Source organism: Cryobacterium tagatosivorans, from assembly GCF_004402215.1.
GTDB classification, from domain to species: Bacteria; Actinomycetota; Actinomycetes; order Actinomycetales; family Microbacteriaceae; genus Cryobacterium; species Cryobacterium tagatosivorans.
Genome location: NZ_SOEZ01000023.1, coordinates 79,033 through 101,401, shown reverse-complemented (window position 1 = coordinate 101,401; position 22,369 = coordinate 79,033). Strand labels below are relative to the sequence as shown.

20 protein-coding genes are annotated in these 22,369 nt (G+C 69.0%); 12 read left to right on the top strand and 8 right to left on the bottom strand.

Annotated elements, in window-relative coordinates:
* Window positions 1-536, top strand: a 536-nt coding sequence (locus E3O23_RS04530; protein WP_241983320.1) for a PH domain-containing protein, incomplete at its 5' end; no start/stop codon positions are given.
* Here E3O23_RS04530 and E3O23_RS04525 read toward each other — a convergent pair.
* Window positions 498-1,010 (bottom strand): GtrA family protein, encoded by a 513-nt coding sequence (locus E3O23_RS04525; protein ID WP_241983319.1) that lies wholly within the window; start codon window positions 1,008-1,010, stop codon window positions 498-500. The genes E3O23_RS04530 and E3O23_RS04525 overlap by 39 nt on opposite strands.
* 159 nt (window positions 1,011-1,169) lie before the next feature.
* On the opposite strand from E3O23_RS04525, the gene E3O23_RS04520 reads away from it, so the two are divergent.
* Window positions 1,170-2,306 (top strand): 5-(carboxyamino)imidazole ribonucleotide synthase, encoded by a 1,137-nt coding sequence (locus tag E3O23_RS04520; protein ID WP_134488579.1) that lies wholly within the window; start codon window positions 1,170-1,172, stop codon window positions 2,304-2,306.
* Between the two features lie 13 nt (window positions 2,307-2,319).
* On the opposite strand, the gene E3O23_RS04515 is transcribed toward E3O23_RS04520, so the two are convergent.
* From E3O23_RS04515 to E3O23_RS04505, 3 genes are read right to left on the bottom strand one after another with little or no spacing between them, the layout of a single operon-like run.
* Window positions 2,320-3,486 carry a glycosyltransferase gene (locus E3O23_RS04515; RefSeq protein ID WP_134488577.1) on the bottom strand — a complete coding sequence of 389 codons (1,167 nt, stop codon included), beginning with the start codon at window positions 3,484-3,486 and terminating at the stop codon, window positions 2,320-2,322.
* Window positions 3,483-4,592, bottom strand: coding sequence for a DegT/DnrJ/EryC1/StrS family aminotransferase (locus tag E3O23_RS04510; protein ID WP_166790402.1), 1,110 nt, complete (start codon window positions 4,590-4,592; stop codon window positions 3,483-3,485). Before E3O23_RS04510 ends, E3O23_RS04515 begins: the two co-directional genes overlap by 4 nt.
* A complete protein-coding gene (locus E3O23_RS04505; protein WP_134488573.1) occupies window positions 4,589-5,554 on the bottom strand; it encodes a dTDP-glucose 4,6-dehydratase in 966 nt (321 codons plus the stop codon). Before E3O23_RS04505 ends, E3O23_RS04510 begins: the two co-directional genes overlap by 4 nt.
* A 97-nt stretch (window positions 5,555-5,651) precedes the next feature.
* Here E3O23_RS04505 and E3O23_RS04500 point away from each other — a divergent pair, with 97 nt between their 5' ends.
* Genes E3O23_RS04500 through E3O23_RS04490 form a run of 3 tightly spaced genes read left to right on the top strand, consistent with a single transcriptional unit; the run spans window position 5,652 to window position 8,058 of the window.
* Window positions 5,652-6,119 (top strand): acyltransferase, encoded by a 468-nt coding sequence (locus E3O23_RS04500; protein ID WP_241983318.1) that lies wholly within the window; start codon window positions 5,652-5,654, stop codon window positions 6,117-6,119.
* Window positions 6,120-6,157: 38 nt separating this feature from the next.
* A complete protein-coding gene (gene purE / locus E3O23_RS04495) occupies window positions 6,158-6,703 on the top strand; it encodes a 5-(carboxyamino)imidazole ribonucleotide mutase (RefSeq protein WP_420897636.1) in 546 nt (181 codons plus the stop codon).
* Entirely contained in the window at window positions 6,700-8,058 is a 1,359-nt protein-coding gene (locus E3O23_RS04490; RefSeq protein ID WP_241983317.1) for an LCP family protein, read from the top strand. The genes purE and E3O23_RS04490 overlap by 4 nt, the downstream gene beginning before the upstream one ends.
* Before the next feature lie 71 nt (window positions 8,059-8,129).
* On the opposite strand, the gene E3O23_RS04485 is transcribed toward E3O23_RS04490, so the two are convergent.
* The 4 genes from E3O23_RS04485 to rfbB are packed head-to-tail and all read right to left on the bottom strand — an operon-like array spanning window position 8,130 to window position 12,364.
* Window positions 8,130-9,320: an acyltransferase family protein gene (locus E3O23_RS04485; RefSeq protein WP_134488571.1), complete on the bottom strand. Its 1,191-nt coding sequence runs from the start codon at window positions 9,318-9,320 to the stop codon at window positions 8,130-8,132.
* Window positions 9,321-9,352: 32 nt separating this feature from the next.
* Window positions 9,353-10,513, bottom strand: a complete 1,161-nt coding sequence (locus tag E3O23_RS04480) for a glycosyltransferase family 4 protein (RefSeq protein WP_134488569.1) — start codon at window positions 10,511-10,513, stop codon at window positions 9,353-9,355.
* Window positions 10,510-11,364: a dTDP-4-dehydrorhamnose reductase gene (gene rfbD / locus E3O23_RS04475; RefSeq protein ID WP_134488567.1), complete on the bottom strand. Its 855-nt coding sequence runs from the start codon at window positions 11,362-11,364 to the stop codon at window positions 10,510-10,512. Before rfbD ends, E3O23_RS04480 begins: the two co-directional genes overlap by 4 nt.
* Window positions 11,365-11,377: 13 nt before the next feature.
* Window positions 11,378-12,364: a dTDP-glucose 4,6-dehydratase gene (gene rfbB, locus E3O23_RS04470; protein ID WP_134488565.1), complete on the bottom strand. Its 987-nt coding sequence runs from the start codon at window positions 12,362-12,364 to the stop codon at window positions 11,378-11,380.
* Between the two features lie 123 nt (window positions 12,365-12,487).
* Here rfbB and E3O23_RS04465 point away from each other — a divergent pair, with 123 nt between their 5' ends.
* The 7 genes from E3O23_RS04465 to E3O23_RS04435 all read left to right on the top strand — a co-directional run bounded on the left by E3O23_RS04465 (window position 12,488) and on the right by E3O23_RS04435 (window position 22,313).
* Entirely contained in the window at window positions 12,488-13,096 is a 609-nt protein-coding gene (locus E3O23_RS04465; RefSeq protein ID WP_134488563.1) for a dTDP-4-dehydrorhamnose 3,5-epimerase family protein, read from the top strand.
* Between the two features lie 4 nt (window positions 13,097-13,100).
* A complete protein-coding gene (rfbA, locus tag E3O23_RS04460; protein ID WP_134488561.1) occupies window positions 13,101-13,964 on the top strand; it encodes a glucose-1-phosphate thymidylyltransferase RfbA in 864 nt (287 codons plus the stop codon).
* A gap of 169 nt (window positions 13,965-14,133) precedes the next feature.
* The gene (locus E3O23_RS04455) at window positions 14,134-15,090 is read left to right on the top strand and encodes a glycosyltransferase (protein WP_134488559.1); all 957 of its coding nucleotides are present in this window, start codon (window positions 14,134-14,136) and stop codon (window positions 15,088-15,090) included.
* On the top strand, window positions 15,083-15,952 hold the full coding sequence (locus E3O23_RS04450; protein ID WP_134488557.1) for a glycosyltransferase: 870 nt from the start codon (window positions 15,083-15,085) through the stop codon (window positions 15,950-15,952). The genes E3O23_RS04455 and E3O23_RS04450 overlap by 8 nt, the downstream gene beginning before the upstream one ends.
* A gap of 148 nt (window positions 15,953-16,100) precedes the next feature.
* The gene (locus E3O23_RS04445; protein ID WP_134488555.1) at window positions 16,101-19,280 is read left to right on the top strand and encodes a fibronectin type III domain-containing protein; all 3,180 of its coding nucleotides are present in this window, start codon (window positions 16,101-16,103) and stop codon (window positions 19,278-19,280) included.
* Window positions 19,281-19,319: 39 nt separating this feature from the next.
* Complete coding sequence (galE, locus tag E3O23_RS04440; protein WP_134488553.1) at window positions 19,320-20,324, top strand: UDP-glucose 4-epimerase GalE; 1,005 nt, start codon at window positions 19,320-19,322, stop codon at window positions 20,322-20,324.
* Between the two features lie 12 nt (window positions 20,325-20,336).
* Complete coding sequence (locus tag E3O23_RS04435) at window positions 20,337-22,313, top strand: DUF6541 family protein (RefSeq protein ID WP_134488551.1); 1,977 nt, start codon at window positions 20,337-20,339, stop codon at window positions 22,311-22,313.
* Window positions 22,314-22,369: the final 56 nt, after the last annotated feature.

Sequence of the window (22,369 nt, the reverse complement as noted above, 5' to 3'; positions counted from 1 at the left end):
CCGCGCCCGCCGCGGCGGCGCCCCCGGCCGAACGCGTCGTCGCCCGCCTCCGCCCGCACGCCCGGCGCCTCGTCTGGCCGACCCTGGCGCTCTTCCTCGTCTGCGGCGCCACCGGTTACTTCTTCGGGAACCTGCGGGAAGACTGGCAGAACACCGCCTTGGTCGTTGCCGCCCTGGCCGCCATCGTGCTGGTCTGGCTCCTGCCGCTGGCCTCCTGGCTGAACCGGCGGTACACGATCACGACCCGGCGGATCATCTTTCGGCACGGGTTCTTCGTGCGCAGCCGCCAGGAGCTGCTGCACGGTCGCGGCTACGACGTGACCGTGCGCCAGACGTGGCTGCAATCCGCCTTCCGCTCCGGCGACGTGCTCGTCAACTCGGGGCTGGAGCATCCGCTGGTGCTCAAGGACGTGCCGAGCGCCGACCTGGTCCAGCAGGTGTTGCACGACCTGATGCAGGAGTCGCAGACCGTGATCGGGTCACGGCGCCAGGAGCAGTCAGCGCTCGCCGACCAGCCCCCGGGGGCGGGCCGCTAGCCGATCCGGGACCGGGGCCGCCGGCGTTGTGTCGGCGCGCCCGGGGGCGAAGACCCAGAAGCGGTAGAGCGTGAACCGGAAGACGGCGCCGAGGCCGAGGCCGATCACGTTCGACGAGATGTTGTCGGCGAGCACGCTCGTGTAGCCGAGCACGTAGTGGCTGAGCCACAGGCAGAGCAGGCCGATGCCCATGCCGACCAGGCTGACGGCGAAGAACTCCAGGCCCTCGCGGAGCGCTCGCGGCCGGCGGGACGTGCCGAAGGTCCAGTAGCGGTTGCCGATCCAGTTGGTGAGGATGGCCAGCACCGTGGACACGATCTTCGCGTACAGCGGTCCGGCATGCACGAGGTCCGGTGCGAAGACCGTGCCGCGGAGCAGATTGAAGACCGTGACGTCCACCACGAATCCGACGAGCCCGACGGCGCCGAACTTGCCGACCTGGCCGGCGAAGGCCAGGAGGCGACTTCTGCTCACCGCGTTTGTCGACATGTGTCCGTCCGGGCTGGGTATAGGAAGATGGAACCGTGAGCGAGGATAGAACTCCGAGACCCGAAGTCTATGTCGAGGTCGGGATCACAGGCTGAGAGTTGACTCAAGGCCGCATATGGGTTCGCACAGGAATTGGTGGAGATTATGGCTAGGATTGTTGGCGTCATTGGTGGTGGCCAGCTGGCCCGGATGATGATCCCCGCCGCGGTGAACCTCGGCATCGACATTCGCGTGCTCGCCGAGAACGAGGGCATGGCGGCCGGGCTCGCCGCGGTCCAGATCGGCGACTACCGGGACCGGGACGTGGTGATCGCCTTCGCCGACACCGTCGATGTCGTCACCTTCGACCACGAGCACGTGCCCCAGGAGATCCTGCGGGAGCTCGTGGCGCGCGGCGTGGCCGTGCACCCCGGGCCGGACGCCCTCCTCTACGCGCAGGACAAGCTGCTGATGCGTGAGCGGCTGACCGAGCTCGGGCTGCCGGTGCCCGACTGGGCGCGGGTGGAGAACAGCGAACAGCTCGCCGCGTTCCTGGCCGAGCACGGCGGCCGTGCGGTGCTCAAGACCGCCCGCGGCGGCTACGACGGCAAGGGCGTGCGGATGATCACCCACGAACACGAGGCCGACGACTGGTTCACGGCGCTCGCCGAAGACGCCAACGACGGCGCGCTGCTCGTCGAGGAACTCGTCGACTTCCGCCGCGAGCTCGCCCAGCTGGTGGCCCGGCGGCCGTCGGGCGAGACCAGGGCCTGGCCGGTGGTCGAGACCGTGCAGCGGGACGGCGTCTGCGCCGAGGTCATCTCCCCGGCCCCGCAGGCGCCCGGGCGGCTCATCGAGGTGGCGGCCGAGATCGGCATGGCCGTCGCGAACGGCCTCGGCGTCACGGGCGTGCTCGCCGTCGAACTGTTCGAGACGACGGATGGACGGGTGCTGATCAACGAACTGGCCATGCGCCCGCACAACAGCGGTCACTGGTCGATGGAGGGCTCGACGACGAGCCAGTTCGAGCAGCACCTCCGGGCCGTGCTCGACCTCCCGCTCGGCTCCACGGAGTCCCGCGAACCCTGGTCGGTCATGGTGAACATCCTCGGCGGCCCGGCGACGGGCTCGCTCGACGACCGCTACGAGAACGCGTTCGCGGCGCATCCGGGAGTCAAGATGCACAACTACGGCAAGGATCCGCGGCCCGGCCGCAAGGTCGGCCACGTCACCGCGAGCGGTCACGATTTGGACGAAGTCGCCTACCAGGCGCGTGCCACTGCGGCGCTCTTTCAGGACTGACGGGCCAGGCCTGTCAGAGCCGGTCGAGGATGGCCCTCATCCGCCGACCGTCCGCCGACGCTGACGCGTTCCGGAGCGCCCACTCGTAGCCGCGTAGGGCCTGCTCGCGGATCAGCTCGGGGTGCTCGAGCAGGTGACGGAGGTTGTCGTAGACCTCGTCGGCCCGAGTGACCACCCAGGCCTCGTTCGCGCCGGCATCGAGGTCTGTCTCGATGAGTTCGTCCGCGCTGGTCAGCAGCGCGCAGCACCGGGCCATGGATTCGATTCCGAGTACACCCGGCACGAAGGCGTAGAACTGGTTCAGCACGATGTGGGCCTCCGAGAGAGCCGCAACGACCTCGGTGTTGGATACGCCGGTGAGCTCGCGGTAGTCGAACTCGAATCCCGCGGCCCGCAGCCGCTCGATGGCGCTCCGCACATGCGGGGTTCCCTTGAGCAGCGGCTTCGACGGTGCATGCACGATGATCGGGCGGTCCATGTTCTCGAACTTGTCCGTCAGGCGTTTGAAGCCCTCATCGGGGTAGAAGTACAGGAACGGTTCGGTGGGACGCTCGAGGTAGGAGAGCTGGTCCATCCGGACGGAGAAGATCGCGTCGGCGAAGCGGTCGGCGACGCGGGCACGCTCCAGCCTGGCCGTCTCGTACTCCTCCTGGCCGAAGACCGGGTTCATCTCCACGAGGTGCGTGGCGATGTTGGGCGTGCCCATCTCGCGCTCGAGTTCCTTCATCAGCCGGGGGGAACGGATGTCGTTGCCGGTGAAGTAACAGACGATTTTGCCGCCGTGCTTCTTCACGAACTCGAACTCGAACTCGCGCTGGTCGACCTGGTCCTGCAGGAACCCAGCGGACCCCACGTAGATGAAGCCCCGCGCGCGGTTCAGCAGCCAGGCCAGCACCAGCGGACCGCCGAACAGCCGCCGGTATTTCGCGATGCGGCTGGATTCGCGCTGGATGGTGAGGTCGTAATCGACGCTGTAGAACGCGTGTTCCTTGTGCACCACCGAGTACGACCCTGGGATCGCTCCGGAGACATGCGACACCATGAGGGCGATCTCCTCTGTGCCGACCACCCAGGAAATGGGCCGCCGCAGCAGCGACACTGGTCTCAGCAGCCAGTAAGCCGCCGTGAGGAGACGCTTCTGGCGTTCGAAAACGAGGTTCGACGGGTTCGTCACCGTCACGACCGGACCGCGACGATGCTTTCGGCGAGCTTCTCCGCGATGAGGTCCAGGTCGGAGTCGGTCAGTTGCGGGTAGAGGGGAAGGGTCAGGGCCTGGTTGTGGGCCCTGGTCGACACGGGGAGCGCGGCATCCTCGATGCCGAAGCGGTCACGGAAGTAGGGCTGCAAGTGCATCCCGTAGGTGCCGAGCGTGGTCTCGATGTCGCGCGACTTCATTGCGCGGATGACGGCGTCGCGGTCGATGTCGTCATCGAGGAGCACGACGTAGGACTGGTACGCGTGGCGGGTTCCCTCGGGGACGACGGGGGTCCGCACGCCGTCCAGGCCCGCCAGACGCTCCGTGAGGCTGTCTGCGCGCTCGTGGCGCCCCTCGGTGATGCCGGCGAGCTTGGCCATCTGGGCGACCCCGATCGCCGCGTGCACGTCGCTCAGGCGGTAGTTGTACCCGGCGTCGATGAAGCTCATGAACAGTTCACCGCGGACGGCGCCGTGGGTGCGCAGAACCTGGATCTTGTTCCCGAGTTCCTCGTCATCGGTCATGATCATCCCGCCCTCGCCGGTGGTGATGATCTTGCGCGGGTGGAAGGAGAACACCCCGGCGGTGGCCAGCGAGCCGGCCTGGCGGCCCTTGTAGGTGCCGGCGAGCGCACAGGCGGCGTCCTCGATCACGGGCAGGCTGTGGCGGGCGGCGATCTCGTTGATCGGATCCATGTCGGCGCAGAGGCCGAAGGCGTGCACCGGCATGATCGCGGTGGTGCGTGAGGTGATCGCGGCCTCAAGCCTGCTCGGGTCGAGGTTGAAGGTGTCGATGTCGATGTCGACGAACACCGGGATCGCGCCCTGCTGGATGACGGCGTTCGCCGTCGCCGGGAAGCTGAAGTCCGGGATGATGACCTCGTCGCCCGGCTTGACGCCGACGGCGTGGAGGGCCAGGTGCAGGCCCGTCGTCGCCGAGCTCACGGCGTAGGCCCTGCTCGTGCCCACCCAGGAGCCGACCAGGTTCTCGAACTCGGCGGCCCGCGGCCCCTGGGTCAGGAAGCCTGACTCCAAGACGGCAGTGACCGCAGCGATTTCGGCGGCATCCGTGATCGGGACATTGAGCCTCACGAGAGGACCTCGACGTACCAGTCGACGGTCTTCTTCAGCGACTCGTCGCTGAGCGCGGACGGCTGGTGGCCGATGAGCGCGGTGAGCCGGGTGACATCCGCGCAGTGACGGCGCACGTCGCCGGGGCGAGCGTCGGTGTGGACCACCGGGTGGTCTTCGCGGCCGAGCAGGCCCAGGATGCGCCGCACCAGCTCGTTGACGGAGGTTTCGACGCCGGTGGCGACGTTGAGCACCTTGCCGCGGCATTCGGCCGATTCCTGGATCTGCGCCATCAGCTCGACGGTGTCGCCCACGTAGCTGAGGTCGCGCGTCTGTTCGCCGTCGCCGTAGATCTCGACCGGCTGCCCGGCGAGCACGCGGCGCACGATGATCGGCACGATTCCGGCGTAGGTGCCGGGGTTCTGACGCGGCCCGATGTTGTTGAACGGGCGGATCACGGTCGCGTCGATGTTGAACGTCTGCACGTACGACTCGATGATGTGGTCGGCGGCCGACTTGCTGGCCGCGTACGGGGTGATCGCATCGTGCGGGTGGTTCTCGTCCATCGGAACATAGCGAGCCGAACCGTAGGCCTCGGAGCTCGACACGTGGATGAGCCGATCGACCAGGCCCCGCCTGGCGATCTCGCAGAAGGTCGTGGCAATGCCGACGTTGGTCCGGATGGTCCAGTCCGGGTAGGTGAGCGATGTCGGCAGCGGAACCATGGCGAGGTCGAAGACCGTGTCGACCTTGTTCGCGGTGACGACGTCCTGCATGGCGGCCAGGTCGGATGCGTCGACCCGGATGATCTCCAGGTCCGGGCGCACAGTGAGGGCATCCGCCAGGTTGTCCAGGTTGCCGAGGAAGAAGTTGTCAACGACGGTGATCCGGCTCGGCTCGTCCCGGATGAGCCGGTCGACGAGGTGGCTGCCGATGAAACCGGCGCCGCCCGTGACCAGGATGGACTTGGACCTAACTGACATACCGAATTCCCAACGCGTAGAGTTTCACAGGATTGCACGCGGAAATCCACGTTAGCCGCACCATTCTAACAAGGTGATTTTCGGCGGCCCAGGAGATTTGGAGACCACAACTGTGACGCAGGACGGCTTTGATCACGGCATCCCCGGCAATCGCTACAACCCGCACGCGTGGGTGATCGGGGAGCCCGCCATCGACGAGGACGTGTGGATCGGGGCGTTCACTGTCATCGACGGCAGCGGCGGACTCACGATCGGCTTCGGCTGCGACGTGTCGACCGGTGTGCAGATCTATACGCACTCAACGGTCGCCCGCTGCGTCACCGATCGGGCGAGCCCCATCGAGCGCGCCGCGACGACAATCGGCCGCAACGTGCACATCGGCGCAAACGCGATCGTGCTGATGGGAACGACGATCGGCGACCATTCCATTGTGGCCGCCGGCGCCGTCGTCCGCGAGTACACGGACGCGCCGCCGTACAGTCTCATCGTGGGTGTCCCCGCCCGCGTCATCGTGGATGGCGCCCGGAAGTTCCAGGAAACCGCCGCGGGGGCCGGACCGGAGTAGGCGTGCCACTTCGGCCTTTCACAGGACGGAGACATAAGATCGTCTCCGTGCCAGAGAACCCCGTAGATGAGGCCTCCCCGTCGGAAAACGCCGCGAAGCCCTTGGTTGGGGTCGTCATGGGCTCCGACTCGGATTGGCCGGTGATGAGCGACGCGGCCCAGCTGCTGCGTGACTTCGGCGTGCCGCATGAGGTGCAGGTCGTCTCCGCGCACCGCACCCCGGAGAAGATGCTCGCCTACGGCAAGAGCGCCCACGAGCGTGGCCTGAAGGTCATCATCGCCGGCGCCGGCGGCGCCGCGCACCTGCCCGGCATGCTCGCCTCGGTCACCACCCTGCCCGTCGTGGGCGTGCCCGTGCCGCTGTCCCGGCTCGACGGCCTCGATTCGCTGCTCTCCATCGTGCAGATGCCCGCCGGTGTTCCCGTCGCGACGGTGTCGATCGGCGGCGCGCGCAACGCCGGGCTGATCGCCGTCAAGATCCTTGCCACCGCCGATGACTCCCTGCGCCTCAAGCTGGCCGGCTACGCGGAGGCGCTCGCCGAGCAGGTCGAGCAGAAGAACCGGGACCTGCAAGCCCGGCTATGAGCAGCGCCAGCAGCCCCATCCGCTACCCGGATGCCCGATCCGCACCGGTGATGACCAAACGGGCCTGGTGGCTCGTCGTGCTCAACACGCTGCTGCCCGGTTCGCCCCAGGTCCTGGCCGGCAACCGCCGGCTCGGCCGCTTCGGCCTCCGCCTGACGCTGGCCGTGCTCACGCTCGGTATCGTCGCCGGAGTCGCCTACCTGGCCTGGCCGCAGGTCGTGCTCACGGTCTTCACCAGCACCATCGGACTGTGGGTCGCAGCCCTCGCCCTCGCGCTCTGCGCGGTTGCCTGGGCGATCCTCAGCATCGACACCATCCGCCTCGCGCGCCTCGTGCGTGCCTCGCCGAAGGCCCGGCCGGTCATCGCCGGCCTCGCCGTGGTGCTGATGTTCCTCACCAGCGGCACGGCCGCGTACGGCGCCTACCTGGCCACCACAGCGAGCGGCTTCCTCTCGTCCGTGTTCTCCGCCGGGCCGTCCGAGCCGCCCGTCGACGGCCGGTACAACATCCTCCTCCTCGGCGGCGACGCCGGGCCGGGGCGCGACGGCCTCCGCCCCGACAGCATCTCCGTGGTCAGTATCGACGCCAAGACCGGCCAGGCCACGATGATCGGCCTGCCCCGCGACCTGGCGGACGTGCCCTTCCCGGCGGATTCCCCGCTCGCGGACATCTACCCGGAGGGCTACGGCGCCATCGACGGCTGCGACGTCTCCGCCTGCATGCTCAACTCGATCTACACCGAAATGGAGCTCAAGCGCCCCGAGCTCTACCCAGACGCGGCGGCCCAGGCCAGCTCGCCCGGGATCGAGGCGATGCGGGATGCCGCCCAGGGCGTCACCGGGCTGAGCATCCAGTACTACGTCCTCATCGACATGCAGGGCTTCACCGACCTCATCGACGCGCTCGGCGGCGTGGACATCAACGTCAAGGAACGCCTGCCGATCGGCGGTGACGAGCAGTTCAACGGCGTCGACGGCTGGGTCGAGCCCGGGCAGCAGCACATGAACGGGTACACCGCGCTCTGGTACGGGCGGGCCCGCCACGGCACGAGCGACTACGACCGGATGGCCCGCCAGCGGGTGCTGCAGGAGGCGATCCTCAAGCAGTTCAACCCGGCCAACGTGCTGACCAAGTTCCAGGCCGTCGCCCAGGCCGGCGCGCAGGTTGTCAAGACGGATGTCCCGCAGGGCATGCTGGGCTACTTCGTCGACCTGGCCTCGAAAACGAAGAAGCTGCCGATCAAGTCGGTCGAACTCGTGCCGGAGAACGACGTCAACCCGGAAGACCCCGACTACGACTACATCCGCTCGCTGATCGACACCGCCCTGGCGCCCCCCGCGACTCCCGCGCCCTGATTCCTCCCCGCGAAACCGCAGTTGTGCGCGCTAAAACCCCCGAATAACGTGCACAACTGCGGTTTCGCGGGTCAGGATCTGACGGGATCGGGCTCGGGGGCGAGGAGGGCGGTCCTGGCCGCCTCCTTGCGCGCGAGGCGGGCGTCCCAGCGGCTGCGCAGGAACCGTTCGCAGGGCTTCTCGACGAAGTAGTGCAGGGCCGCCGACATCACGAGGGCCAGGGTGAGCAGGCCGACGTACCAGAGGATGCTCCACCGGCTGTAGGGCTGCGGGCCGACGATCGCCAGCACGATGTAGATCCCGGTGGCGTGCACGAGGTAGAACGTGTACGACCACTCGCCGAGCTTCACGAGGGGCTTGCTGCGGAGGATCGATCGTCCGCCGCGGACGTCGCGGGAGGCGACCGTCACCACGAGCAGGGCGCAGAGCAGCAGCATCCACTCGTTGGTGCTGCTGCGCACCAGCTGGCCGACGGCCCCGCCGCCGACGACCTCCGCGGCGGCCGGGCTGAGCAGGATGGGGGGAAGCACGTACCAGGCGATGAAGAGCCCGCCGGCGAGGTACATGACCACGGGGGAGAGCCGGGTGGTCCAGCCGAGCCGCATGGCGTGCGCGGCGGTCATGCCGAGCGCGAATTCGCTCAGCCGGACGACCGGCCACGGGACGTCGGCCACGAACGATTCCGGCCAGGCCAGGCTCGCCGCCCGGTAGCCGAAGCAGAGCACCACGATGGCCAGCGCGGCGATCAGCGTCCCGCGCAGCCGGAGCATGCGCAGGAACGTGTTCAGGGCCGGGTGCAGGGCGTAGAAGAACGCCTCGAAGGTCAGCGTCCAGCCGGCCGGGTTGCCCGAGAACAGCACCACGGGATCCTTCGACCAGCCCTGGAGGAGAACGACGGACAGCAGCAGGATGCCCACGTCGACCGGCTTGACCCACCAGTCCGCCGGGTCCGGGTTGAAGCTGTAGAAGACGGGGATCGCGACGATCAACGCCACGAGGTAGGCAGGGTAGATCCGGGCGAAGCGGCGCCACCAGAACGTCGCGGGCGAGACCTTCGCGCTGGCCGACCAGGTCAGGACGAACCCGGACAGCAGGAAGAAGAACATGACCCCGTAGTTGCCGAACCGGAGGATCGGGAAGATGGGCAGCGGCGCCAGGTTGTTCATGTGGAACAGGAAGACGCCGAAAGCGGCCCACCAGCGCAGTCCGGTCAGGGAGTCCAGGCGCCGTGTGCGCGGGGCCTCGGTCGGGGGCGAATGCATAGGTTACAGGTTACCGTGAGCGCGGCGGCGGCCTACAGGTCGGCGTGCAGCTGCCAGACGCGCTCGGCCGAGTCGCGCCAGCTGAACGCCCGGGCGCGGTCGCTGCCGGCGATGCTCAGCCGGCGGGCGAGCTCGGCGTCGCCGAGCACCCGGGACACCGCGGCGGCGAGTCGTTCGGGGTAGCCGGACGCGTCCTCCCGCTCGACGACGAACCCGGCGTCTCCGGCCGCTTCGACGTTGGCGGGGGCATCCGAGTGCACGACCGGGGTGCCGAAGTGGAACGCCTGGATGATCGGCGTGGAGAAGCCCTCCTCGAGACTCGGGAAGACGAAGACCGAGGCGCGGGAGATCACGACGGCCAGCTCCTCGTCGCTCAGCCCGGTCATCGCCCGCACCCGGCCCGGCGCGAGGCCGGCCTCGTCCGCCACCGAGGCGATGTCGAGCTCACCCCAGGAATCGGGCCCGAGCACGATGAGGGGCAGATCGGGGGCGCCGGGCAGCCCGAGCGCGGTGATCAGCGCGGTGATCGCCTTGCGCGGTTCGAGCGTGCCGGCGGCGAGGATGTACTCCGCCGGGAGGCCGAGGGCCTCGGTGGCCGACACCCCGGACGACAGTGTGCCGGAGACGAGGTAGTCGGTGGGCAGCCGCAGTCCGCTCGCCACGGCGCCGCCGATGACCCGCACCCGGTCGCCGAAGTCGGCGATCTCCGACAGCTGGTCGGCGACCGCGTGGCTGGGCACGACGACCGCGTCGGCGTGCTTGCGGGCGCGCTTCAGCATCGCCTTGGTCCAGGCGACGGTCGTCGGCGTGAGCGCCTCCGGATGCGTCCAGGCGAGCACGTCGTGGATGGTCACGGCCACCTGGGTGCCGCCCGCCAGGTCGTGCCGGCGCAGCGGCGCCAGGAGGCCGGTCGCGTGGATCAGGCCGGGGCCGGGCGAGGTTGTCACGCCGAGCTGCCACGCGGCCGCCAGCTCGCGCCGGGCGAGGGTGGTCTTGTACAGGCCGGACAGTCCGGGCAGCGTCCGCTCGAGGTACTCGTACTGGTCGGGAGGCGAGGAGGACACGACGCCCTCGACGAAGCAGTCCGCCGGCGCGGTCGCGATCAGCTGCCGGGTGAGCTCCTCGGTGTAGCGGCCGATGCCGCCGGGGACCGGCGCGACCATCTGGTCGACGATTACGCGGAGGGTGATCATTTTTCTCCAAAGGTGTCTTGGCGGGCCGCGTCGGCGAGGGCGTCGGCCCAGGCGCGCATCGGGGGGAGCCCGGCGTCGGCCCAGGCGTCGTGTCCGAGCACGGAGTAGGACGGCCGGGGTGCCGGTCGAACGAAGTGTGAGCTGTCGGTGGGGGTGGCCCGGGCCGGGTCCAGGCCCGCGGCCGCGAAGACGGCCCTGGCGAAGTCGTACCAGGTCGCCTCGCCCGAGTTCGTGCCGTGGTAGATGCCCGGCGGCGCCTCGGCGTCGAGCAGGGCGACGATCTGCCGGGCCAGGTCGGCGGTCCAGGTGGGCTGGCCGCGCTGGTCGTCGACGACGCTGACGGTGTCGTGGGCGCCGGCCAGGCGCAGCATCGTCTTGGCGAAGTTCGGCCCGTGCGCGCCGTAGAGCCAGGCGGTGCGGACGATGAAGCTGCCCGCCGCGTGTTCCTCGAGCACGAACCGCTCGCCGGCGGCCTTCGTGCGTCCGTACGCCGAGATCGGGTCGAGCGGGGTGTCTTCCCGGTACGGCGCCCGGGCGCCGCCGTTGAAGACATAGTCCGTCGACACCTGCACCAGCCGCGCCGAACCGGCGGATGCCGCGGCCGCGAGGTTCCTGGCGCCGACCGCGTTCACGGCGTACGCGGCGGCTTCGTGGGCCTCGGCGTCGTCGACCTTCGTGTAGGCGGCGGCGTTGATGACCACGTCGTGCCCGGCCGCGGCGTCCCGGACGGCGGCGAGGTCGGTGACGTCGAGGTCGGCACGATTCAGCGCGGTGACCGCGCGGCCGGCGAGGGCGGCCTGCAGGTCGCGGCCGAGCATCCCGGATGCCCCGGTGATGAGGTACGAAGTCATCTGATGGCGCCGCTCAGTCCAGCGCCGCGCGGGCCTTGAGCGGTTCCCACCAGGCGCGGTTCTGCCGGTACCACTCGATGACGTCCGCGAGGCCCTGCTCGAACGGGACCTCGGGCCGGTAGCCGAGCTCGGCCTGGATCTTATTGATGTCGACGGAGTAGCGCAGGTCGTGGCCCTTGCGGTCTGGCGCCCGGTCGACGGAGGACCAGTCTTTTCCGGCGGCGTCGAGCAGCAGCTGGGTGAGTTCGCGGTTGGTCAGTTCGGTGCCGCCGCCGATGTTGTAGATCTCGCCGGCGCGGCCGCCGGCGAGCACCAGTGCGATGGCGCGGGTGTGGTCGTCGACGTGCAGCCAGTCGCGGATGTTGAGGCCCTCGCCGTAGAGGGGAACGTGGAGGTCGTCGAGCAGGTTGGTGACGAAGAGCGGGATGACTTTTTCCGGGAAGTGGTAGGGGCCGTAGTTGTTCGAGCAGCGGGTGATCGACACGTTCAGCCCGTGGGTGCGGTGGTAGCTGCGGGCGAGCAGGTCGCTGGCGGCCTTCGACGCGGAGTACGGGGAGTTGGGCTCGAGGGCGCGTTCCTCGTCCCAGGAGCCCTCCGCGATCGAGCCGTAGACCTCGTCGGTGGAGACGTGCACGAACCGCCCCACTCCATGGCGGAGGGCGGTGTCGAGCAGCCGCTGGGTGCCGAGCACGTTGGTCTCGACGAAAATCGAGGAGTCGAGCACGGACCGGTCGACGTGGGATTCGGCGGCGAAGTGCACGACGGCGTCGAGGCCGGGGAAGAGGCGCTCGAGCAGGGCGGCGTCGCGGATGTCGCCGTGCACGAAGGAATACCGGGAAGATCCGGCGACCGGGGCGAGGTTGGCCAGGTTGCCCGAGTAGGTCAGGGCGTCGAGCACGACCACATCGGCTCCCTCGAGGCCGGGGTAGGCGTCCTCGAGGGTCCGCCGGACGAAGTTGGAGCCGATGAACCCGGCTCCGCCGGTGACGAGAATCTTCACGGGGAAGGCTGCTCTCTTTCGGGAGGACGTTTTCGCCGATTCTAGCTGGCCGGTTCCGGGGCAAGCTGATGACACCAGAACGGGCCACTCCCGCCAAAGAGGCCGCAGTCATAGACTGCCCTCGTGCAGGTCCGAGAGCTGTCGATCCCCGATTCGTACGAGATCACGCCCAAACAGCACGGTGACGACCGCGGAGTATTCCTGGAGTGGTATCGCTTCGACCGGCTCGAGCAGGCGATCGGACACCGGCTCGACCTGCGCCAGGCCAACACCTCAGTCTCGAAAAAGGGCGTCGTGCGCGGCATCCACTTCGCGGATGTCCCGCGTGGGCAGGCGAAGTATGTGACGGCCATGCACGGGGCCGTGCTCGACTTCGTCATCGACATCCGCGTGGGGTCGCCCACCTTCGGCCGGTGGGACTCCGTTCTCCTCGACGACGTGGACCGCAGGGCCGTCTACCTGGCCGAGGGCCTCGGCCACTGCTTCGTGGCGCTGACCGACAACGCCACCGTGAGCTACCTCGTCAGCGATGTCTTCAACCAGTCCGCCGAGCACGGCATCAACCCGCTGGACCCGGAGATCGCTCTCGTCTTCCCGGCCGAGGCCGGTCGGCCGCTGCTCTCGCCCAAGGACACGGCCGCGCCGAGCCTGGCCGAGGCGGCCGCGAGCGGCCTGCTGCCCGGCTGGGGAGCCTCCCGTGCCCTCTACGACTCCCTCACCGAGAGGAACTAACCCCATGCGCGGCATCATTCTCGCCGGCGGTTCAGGCACGCGGCTGTGGCCGATCACCCGGGGCATTTCCAAACAGCTGATGCCGATCTACGACAAGCCGATGATCTACTACCCGCTGTCGACGCTGATGATGGCCGGCATCAACGAGATCCTGATCATCACGACGCCGGAGTACCAAGCCCAGTTCCGGGCGCTGTTCGGCGGCGGCTCCCAGCTCGGCATCCGGATCGAGTACGCGGCGCAGCCCGCGCCTGAGGGGCTCGCCCAGGCGTTCATCATCGGCGAGAAGTTCATCGGCGGCGAGACCGTCGCCCTCGTGCTGGGTGACAACATCTTCCACGGCGCGGGGCTGGGCTCGTCGCTCAGCGGCAACCGGAACCTCACTGGTGCGAAGATCTTCGCCTACCACGTCAGTAACCCCAGCGCCTATGGTGTCGTCGAATTCGACGACACCATGACCGCCCTGTCGATCGAGGAGAAGCCCGAGAACCCGAAGAGCAACTACGCGGTGCCCGGCCTGTACTTCTACGACAACTCCGTGGTCGACATCGCCAAGTCGATCACGCCGAGTGCGCGCGGCGAACTCGAGATTACCGCGGTCAATGAGCGCTACCTGGAGCAGGGGAAGCTGCACGTGCAGGTGCTCGACCGAGGGACGGCGTGGCTCGATACCGGGACCGTCGAGTCGATGATGCAGGCGTCCGAGTACGTTCGCGTCATCGAAGACCGACAGGGTTTCAAGATCGGTTGCGTCGAGGAGATCGCCTGGCGAGCCGGCTGGATCGACGACGCGCATCTACGGATGCTCGCCGAACCGCTGGTCAAGAGTGGCTACGGGCGGTACCTCACCGGCCTGCTGGACACCTGACCGTCGCCAGAGGATGGCTCGAAAACGGGCCTGGGGCTGCGTGGCTGCAGCCGCAGGCCGGGCCCCTGCCACGGCGCGGGAGCGGGCACCCAGCATTGCACGGCAAGATAGAGGGGTCCCCCGCCCCGAGTTCACCGCGAGTTCACCCCGAGTTCCTCTCCGAGAGCACATGCCTCCAGCACCCACCCACCCGCGCGTCGTCGCGGTCGTCGTCGCCTACAACCGGCGCGACCTGCTCCTCGAAGTGCTGGACGCCCTCGCCCGGCAGGACACGGCGCCGGCCAGGATCGTCGTCATCGACAACGCATCAACGGATGACTCCGCCGCCGTCGCCCTGGCCGCCGGCCCCCTCGTCGACCTCGTCGTGCTCGATCGGAACACCGGCGGCGCCGGCGGGTTCGCGGCGGGCCTCGCCCTCGCCCTCGAACGCCACAGCCCGGACTGGGTCTGGATGATGGACGACGACACGATTCCGACCACGTCGGCGCTGACCGAACTGCTCGCGGCCGTGTCGGGCACGGAGGCGGTCGTCGCCGGGTCCCGCGTGATCTGGACCGACGGCACCGACCACCCGATGAACACGCCCCGCGAAAAACCGTTCGTCTCGCGCGCGGAGCGCCGGGCCGCGGCCGACCGGGGACTCCTCGCCGTTCGCAGCACCTCCTTCGTGTCGATGCTGGTGCGCGCCGACATCGTGCGCGCGGAAGGCCTGCCCCTGGCCGACTACTTCATCTGGAACGACGACTTCGAATACTCGACCCGGCTGCTGCGTGGGCGCCGGGGGGTCTTCGTGCCCGGCAGCGTCGTCGTGCACAAGACCAAGGCGCTCGCCGCCACCGACATCGACCCCGGCCCGCGCTTCTACTACGAGGTGCGCAACAAGCTCTGGATGCAGCGCGCGTCGCGGAGCCTCAACCCGGGGGAGAAGCTCGTCTACGGGGCGTCGACGCTGCGCCGATGGCTCCGCACCTTCATCCGCTCGGCCGACCGCGCCGTGCTCAGGGACGGGCTCGCGCGCGGACTGGCCGACGGCCTGCGCACCCGGCCGCGCCCGAACGCGGTCTCCCTTGCCGGGCTGGGCGTCGTGACGGATGCCGTGCGCGCGGTCGAGGGGCCCCATGACTGACGCCCCTCTGGCCGGCGCCCCGGCGCCCGGAATCCCCTTCTCGCTCCTGCTGCCCGTCTACCGCGGCGACACGGCCGCGCATTTCGCGAAGGCGTTCACCACGAGCGTCCAGGGCCAGACGCTGCCGCCGAGCGAGGTCGTCATCGTCCAGGACGGCCCGATCGACGCGTCCCTGGCCGAGGAGATCGGCCGCGTCGTCGCCGCGAGCCCGGTGCCGGTCGTGCACCACGTCCTTGAGCGCAACGTTGGCCTCGCGAAGGCGCTGACCGAGGGCCTCGCGCTCTGCGCGCACGACATCGTCGCCCGGATGGACGCCGACGACATCTCCCTGCCCGGCAGGTTCGCGGCGCAGGTTCCGCTCATCGACGGGGGTCTCGACCTCGTCGGCACCGGAATGCTCGAGTTCCTCGACGAGGCCGGCCGGATCGTCGGCCGGAGGGTGCCGAGGACCGGACAGGCCGAGATCGAGCGGTACGCGCGCTTCCACGATCCGTTCAGCCACCCGACCGTCGTCTACCGGCGGTCGGCGGTCGCCGCGGCGGGCGGCTACCGGCCGCTGGGCATGATGGAGGACTACTGGCTGTTCGCCCGGATGATCGCCGCCGGCGCCCGGGTCGACAATATTCCCGACCCGCTGGTGATGTACCGCGTCGGCGCCGGGGCCTACGCGCGGCGCGGCGGGCGCGCCCAGTGGGACAGCGAGCTCCTGCTGCAGAAGGCGCTGCGCCGCATCCGTTTCACCAGCCGCGGCCAGTACCTGCGCAACGTCGCCGTGCGAGGCCTGTACCGCTATGTGCCGGAGCCGGTGCGTCGCATCGCCTACCGCAGATTCATCGCCCGCGGCGGCGCTCTCAGCGAATAATCAGCGTTCTCCCCGAACTGGGGGTAGACCCTAACCGCGTCTTTTTGGCCCTCGGGTGGGGCGATCCCGCCGATCTCTGTGATGCTTCATAGGATCAGTCATTGCGCGCAACCCTGCGACAATCGACCTTCGGGGGGAACCGACCATCATGCGAACCACATTGCGACGCGTCGCGGCCAAGTCGATCGGCCTCGTTGTCGCGGTGTCACTGATGGTCACCATCGGCCTCGTCGCCACGCCCGCGCAGCCCGCCGAGGCGGCCAACGGCGCCGACTTCAACCCCGGCATGATCATCAGCGACGCGATCTTCTACAACGGCCGGACCATGACCGCGGCCCAGGTGCAGACCTTCCTGAACGGGAAGGTTCCCAGCTGCTGGAGCGGCTACACCTGCCTGAAGAGCTACCGCGAGTCCACGAAGAGCCAGTCGGCCAAGAGCGAGGGCTGCGCGGCCTACACCGGGCAGGCGAGCGAAACCGCGGCCGCGATCATCTACAAGGTCGGCATGGCCTGCGGCATCAACCCCAAGGCCCTCCTCGTTCTCCTCGAGAAGGAGCAGGGCCTGGTCACCGGGACGCACCCGACCGCCAGCATCTATCGCAAGGCCACCGGCTTCGGCTGCCCCGACACCTCCGTCTGCGACTCGTTGTACTACGGGTTCTTCAACCAGGTGTACCAGGCGGCCTACATGTTCAAGAAGTACCAGGCCCGTCCCGCGTCCCGCGGCTACGTCGCCGGCCGGTACAACACCATCCTCTGGAACCCGAACTCCGCCTGCGGCAGCTCCTCGGTGTACATCCAGAACCAGGCCACCGCCGGCCTCTACATCTACACGCCGTATCGTCCGAACGCCGCGGCGCTGGCGAACATGTACGGCACCGGCAACTCCTGCTCTGCCTACGGCAACCGCAACTTCTGGCGCCTGTTCACCGACTGGTTCGGATCGACCTCCTCCTCGGCGGCAACCGTCGCATCCTACCTTGTCACGATCGGTACGCCGACCGGCGGGAATGAGTCTGCGACGGTCCGCTGGTCACCTCCTGCCTCCACGCTCTCGACGATCACCGGGTACACGGTGCGAGCATTGACCTCGTCCGGATCCGTGCTGGCCCGCACGCAGGCTGTCGCCGGCAATGTCACGTCGGCAGTCATGACCGGGCTCACCAACGAAACGCCATACAGCTTTGACGTCGCAGTGGTCACCGCGACCGACCCCGGAAGCACCGTGACCCGCTCATCCCGCTCGATAACGGTGACTCCCTCAGCGAAGACCGTGGCGGCAGCACCCGAGATCGGCACGGCAGGGGCCGCAGCAGCCTCGGCGGCGCTCGCCTGGACCGCCCCCGCCATCGCGACCGACGGCGCGCCCATCACCGGCTACCGAGTTCGGGCGCTCATCGAAGGCGGAGCTGTCGTGGCGCGGACCCAGGCTGTGACCGGCAACGTCGAGACCGTGGTCGTCACCGGGCTCGCCAACGGAACGCCGTACAGCTTCGACGTCGCCGCGGTCAACGAGATAGGCACCGGGGCCGTCTCGAAGCGCTCGGCTACGGTGACTCCCCTCGCGGTTCCGGATGCGCCCGCGATCGGCACGGCGACGGCCGGCGACGCCTTTGCAACCGTTCGCTGGGCACCTCCGGCCTCCAACGGTGGTTCGGCGATCACCGGATACCGCGTGCGTGCCCTGACCGCGCCGGGACAGGTCGCGCTGACGCAGAACGTGGCCGGCGACGCCACGTCGGTCGTGCTCGGTCTCACCAATGGAACGGCATACAGCTTCGATGTCGCAGCAGTCAACGCGCTCGGCACCGGGCCAGGGTCGGCACTCTCGGCCACGGTGACCCCGGTCGCCCCCACTCCTCCAGGAGAGCCCGGCATAGGAAAGATGACGGCGGGAGACGCGTCGGCGACGGTTCGCTGGACCGCCCCCGCCTTCGACGGCAACTCGGACATCACCGGATACCGCGTGCGTGCCTTCACCTCGACCGGAGTGGTCGCGCTGACGCGGGACGTGGCCGGCGCCGTCGGATCCGCCGTGGTGACCGGACTCGCGAACGGGAAGGCCTACAGCTTCGACGTCGCCGCGGTGAACGCGATCGGTACAGGAGCGCGCTCCGCTCGTTCGGCCGTCGTCACCCCGGTCGCCCCGACGGCTCCCGGCGCGGCAACCATCGGCAAGCCGACGGCAGGTAACGCCTCGGCGACCGTCCGCTGGTCCATCCCCACCTCCAACGGCGGCTCGGCGATCACCGGCTACCGGGTGCGCGCGCTGACCGGCGGCGGTGCGGCCGTGGCGCTGACCCAGACCGTCACCGGCAATGTCGCATCCGTTGTCGTCACCGGGCTGGCCAACGGCACGGCGTACAGCTTCGACGTCGCCGCGGTGAACGCCGTCGGCGTGGGGACGCGCTCGGCTCGCTCCGCCAGTGTGACCCCCGTCCTGCCTCCGAAACCCGGTGCGCCCACCATCGGAAAGCCGACGGGCGGCAACGCCTCGGCAACCGTCCGCTGGACCGCGCCGGCCCCGAACGGCGGCCCCGCGATCACCGGCTACAAGGTGCGCGCGCTCACCGGCGGCGGAGCGGTCGTGGCGCTGACGCAGACGGTCACCGGCAACGTCGCATCCGTCGTCGTCACCGGACTCACCAACGAGACGGCGTACAGCTTCGACGTCGTCGCGGTGAACTCCAGCGGCGCCGGGGCCCGCTCCGCCCGCTCCGCCAGCGTGACGCCCTCAGCCGCAACGGCCCCGGGGGCGCCAACAATCGGTCAACCGACGGCCGGCAAGGCCTCGGTGACCGTACGCTGGATGGCTCCTGTTTCCGACGGCGGCAAGGCCATCACGGGATACCGCGTGCGGGCGCTGACCGGCGGCGGCGCCGTCGTCGCACTGACCCAGGCGGTCACGGGCAACGTCTCATCGGTCGTCGTGACCGGACTGAAGAATGGGACGGCGTATAGCTTCGATGTCGTAGCGGTAAACGCAATGGGTGTCGGAATGCGCTCCACCCGCTCGGCCACCGTCACTCCGGCTACAATTCCGTCAGCGCCTATCATCGGCACGCCGACGGCGGCCAGCACGTCGGCGACAGTTCGCTGGGCCATCCCCGCCTCCAACGGCGGGTCGGTCATCACCGGGTACAGGGTGCGCGCGCTCACCGGCGGCGGAGCGGTCGTGGCGCTGACCCAGGCGGTCACCGGCAACGTCTCATCGGTCGTGGTGACCGGGCTCACGAACGGCACCCCGTACAGCTTCGACGTCGTCGCGGTGAACTCCGCCGGCGCCGGGGCTCGCTCCGCCCGCTCGGCGACGGTCACCCCCCGCTGAGCCGCCCGGTCCCTCGGCGGGGCCCGGTAGGCTGTTCCTGTGTCAATTCTCGTCACCGGCGGCGCCGGATACATCGGTTCGCACGTTCTCCGACTCCTCAGGGACAGGGGCGACGATGTGGTCGTCATCGACGATCTCTCCACCGGCAGGCTGGAGCGGATCGGCGACGTACCCTGCGTCACGATCAACCTGGCAGCCGACGATTCTCCCGACCTCATCGCGCAGGTCATCGCCGCGTACGGCGTCACCGCCGTCATCCACCTCGCCGCCAAGAAGCAGGTGGGGGAGTCAGTCGAACGTCCCGGCTTCTACTACCGGGAGAACGTCGGCGGCCTGGCCAACCTGTTCCTCGGCATCGAAGGCACACCCGTTGACCGCTTCGTGTTCTCGTCGTCCGCCGCCGTCTACGGCAGCCCGGCGTCGTCCACCGTGCGGGAAATGGATGCGACGCAGCCGGTGAACCCGTATGGGGAAACCAAGCTCGCCGGCGAGTGGCTGGTGCGCGCCGCGGCGCACTCCCTCGGCATCAAAACCGTCAGCCTGCGCTACTTCAATGTGGCGGGCGCCGGCTGGCCCGACCTCGGCGATTCCAAGCCGCTGAACCTGCTTACCCTGGCCATCGCTGCCATTGAACGCGGCGACCAACCGGTGATCTTCGGCGACGATTTCCCCACCCAGGACGGCACGGGAGTGCGCGACTATGTGCACGTGTCTGATCTCGCCGCCGCGCACCTGGTCGCCCTCGACGGACTCGCAGGCGGCCTGGAGCACGACGTGTTCAACGTCGGCACGGGAACAGGCGCGAGCGTGCGCGAAATCCTGGCGGAGCTCCAGCGGGTCTCCGGAGAAGATCGTGAACCTCGAATAACCGCCCGTCGAGCCGGTGACCCCGCAACTGTCGTCGCCGACATCACGCGCATCACCCAGGAGCTGAGCTGGCGGGCCGAGCGCGGAGTGGCCGACATGGTCGAATCGGCCTGGTCGGCCCACCTGCACGAGCGCGCCGGTCTGGCCGGCGTCCCCGTGGCGCCAGAACGCGCCTAGGCACCCTCCCCGATGTCCTGGTCCACCGTGTTGCCGGCCTTTGCGCTGATCACAGCCCTGCTCTACATGCCCGGCCTTGCGCTGGCCGCGGCCGTCGGCGCCCGGCGGTTCCTGCTCGTCGCCGTCGCGCCGGCGGTCACCGTCGCGTTTCTGGCCGTGGCCGCGATCCTATTCCCGTTCCCGGGGATTCCCTGGCAGGTCCTGCCCGTCGCGGTGGCCGCCCTGGTGACGGCGGTCGTGCTTGGGCTTCTACGCTGGGCGCTCATCCGCCGCTCGCCCGCTCGCGAACCCCGGGTGCCGAGCGGTGACGGCTGGTGGGTCGCCGGCGCCATCGCCATCGGCGCGATCATCATCGCGGTGCAATTCTGCGGGGCGCTCGGAGCGCCGGAGCGCATCTCCCAGACCTTCGACGCGGCCTTCCATCTCAACGCCGTGCGCTACATCCTCGACCACGGCGACGCATCGTCGATGCACATCAGCGACCTGATCCTGCCGCCCGGCCGGACCAGCTTCTACCCCGCGGCCTGGCACGACTACATCGCGCTCGGCGCCACTCTCACCGGCGTGAGCGTTCCGGTCGCCGTCAATCTGGGGAACCTCGCCGTTGCCGCGATCGCGTGGCCCGCCGCGACCGTGCTGCTCATCCGCGTGCTCGTGCCAGGCAGCCGGGTCGCCCTGGTCGGTGTCGGAGTGCTCAGCGCGGCGCTCCCCGGCTTCCCGCTTCGCATGCTCAGCTACGGCGTGCTCTACCCCTATTTCCTGGCGCTCGTATTCCTCCCGATCGCCTTCGCCCTCGGGTTCATGCTGCTCGGATCGAAACGAGGAACCGCCGCGCAGGTGGTCGAACGGATCATCCTGCTCGCGACCGTGCTCACCGCCATCGGTCTCGCGCAGCCCGCCGTCGTCTTCGCCTGGTTCGCCTGCACCATTCCCCTCGTGATCACCCGCTACCTCGAGTACATGCGGGCGCGTCCGGGGAGGACCAGGGCGGTCATCGTCTCGGTCGTGATCGGTGGCGGCCTGCTCGTCTTCGCCGCGGCCTGGGTCTGGTTCGGACGCATCGGCGCCAACTCGCCGTGGCCGGACTACACGAACGTCTTCGGCGCGCTTTACGAGACCCTCACCTACGCGGTGGACGGCAAGCCGATCGCGGTCGCGCTGGGCGCCCTCACGATCATCGGCCTGATTCACCTGTCCAGGCACCGCGAAAAGTGGTGGATCGCCGGGATGTGGGCCGTTGCCGCGCTCCTGTTCATGTCGTCTGCTTCGCTCCCGTCCTGGAGCCTCCGCGCGCTCACCGTCGGGTTGTTCTACCGGGACCCGCCGCGGCTGGCCTCCCTGCTCGCCGTCGTCGCCCTCCCCATCGCCGTGATCGGACTTGTCTCCCTGTGGTCGTTCCTGCTCCTGCGCGTGTGGCCCCCGGTGGCCGCGAAGTTCCAGGGCAGGTCACGTGCGGTAGCGGCGCGCGTCGGCGTGGCGGCCTCGCTCGCCATTCTCATTGTCGCCACGCAGGGGGCCGCGATGCGCGAGGCTGTGCATTCCATTTCCCGCACCCATGCGCTCGAAGCGAGTTCCCCCCTCGTGTCCATCGACGAACTCGCGCTCCTGGAGCGCCTCCGCGAGGATGTCCCGGAGGGGTCCGTGATCGCCGGCAACCCGTGGACAGGTACATCCTTCGCCTACGCGATTTCGGGCCGGGAGGTGCTCAACCCCAACTTCAATTCGCACACCGATCCGGGCGCAGACCTCATCAACAAGCGGCTGAGGAATGCCCTCTCCGAGCCAGAGGTCTGCGATGTCGTTCGCTCGCTGAACGTCGATTACGTCCTCGACTTCGGCACCTACTCGCGCGACGCCGGGAAGACCGACGTGAGGTTCGACGGGGTGAGCGGGTATGTCGGGCTGCTCGACCTCGCCGACACCGGCATCGTCACGCCCGTCGACTCGGAGGGCACGGCTGTGCTCTACAAGATCACTGCCTGTGGGTAGAGCTGGACACAGTCAGGCGAGGCTAGGCGCGACCTGGCGCGCCGGGCTTGCTCGCC

Bases quoted from the DNA above. Each gene is read 5' to 3' on its own strand.
- E3O23_RS04435 (WP_134488551.1), top strand. From the start codon at position 20,337: ATGTCCTGGTCCACCGTGTTGCCGGCCTTTGCGCTGATCACAGCCCTG.
- E3O23_RS04455 (WP_134488559.1), top strand. From the start codon at position 14,134: ATGCCTCCAGCACCCACCCACCCGCGCGTCGTCGCGGTCGTCGTCGCC.
- E3O23_RS04445 (WP_134488555.1), top strand. From the start codon at position 16,101: ATGCGAACCACATTGCGACGCGTCGCGGCCAAGTCGATCGGCCTCGTT.
- rfbA (WP_134488561.1), top strand. From the start codon at position 13,101: ATGCGCGGCATCATTCTCGCCGGCGGTTCAGGCACGCGGCTGTGGCCG.
- E3O23_RS04520 (WP_134488579.1), top strand. From the start codon at position 1,170: ATGGCTAGGATTGTTGGCGTCATTGGTGGTGGCCAGCTGGCCCGGATG.
- E3O23_RS04485 (WP_134488571.1), bottom strand. From the start codon at position 9,320: ATGCATTCGCCCCCGACCGAGGCCCCGCGCACACGGCGCCTGGACTCC.
- E3O23_RS04505 (WP_134488573.1), bottom strand. From the start codon at position 5,554: ATGTCAGTTAGGTCCAAGTCCATCCTGGTCACGGGCGGCGCCGGTTTC.
- rfbD (WP_134488567.1), bottom strand. From the start codon at position 11,364: ATGACTTCGTACCTCATCACCGGGGCATCCGGGATGCTCGGCCGCGAC.
- E3O23_RS04480 (WP_134488569.1), bottom strand. From the start codon at position 10,513: ATGATCACCCTCCGCGTAATCGTCGACCAGATGGTCGCGCCGGTCCCC.
- E3O23_RS04490 (WP_241983317.1), top strand. From the start codon at position 6,700: ATGAGCAGCGCCAGCAGCCCCATCCGCTACCCGGATGCCCGATCCGCA.
- E3O23_RS04450 (WP_134488557.1), top strand. From the start codon at position 15,083: ATGACTGACGCCCCTCTGGCCGGCGCCCCGGCGCCCGGAATCCCCTTC.